The sequence below is a fragment of the Pseudomonas sp. C11 genome, from assembly GCF_034683865.1.
Lineage (GTDB): Bacteria > Pseudomonadota > Gammaproteobacteria > Pseudomonadales > Pseudomonadaceae > Aquipseudomonas.
Genome location: NZ_JAWIIP010000094.1, coordinates 1 through 235 on the forward strand (window position 1 = coordinate 1; position 235 = coordinate 235).

1 protein-coding gene is annotated in these 235 nt (G+C 64.3%); it reads left to right on the forward strand.

Annotated features, from left to right (window positions below):
* Nucleotides 1-235: phosphoribosylaminoimidazolesuccinocarboxamide synthase (locus VC352_RS25045; protein WP_322982179.1), on the forward strand; the 235-nt coding region annotated here is incomplete at both ends.

Sequence of the window (235 nt, forward strand, 5' to 3'; positions counted from 1 at the left end):
CCCAATCACTTCACCGGCGACAAGGTCGAAGACTTGGTCTCGGCAGCCGAGCTGCCGCTGGTCGAAGTCCGTGCAGTCGTTGCCAAGCGCCTCAATCCGGTCGCCGTGGAAGCCATCGTGCGCGGCTACATCGTTGGCTCCGGCTGGAAGGAGTACCAGAATAGCGGCACCGTCTGCGGCATCTCCCTGCCGGCCGGCCTGAAGGAAGCGGCCAAGCTGCCGCAACCGATCTTCA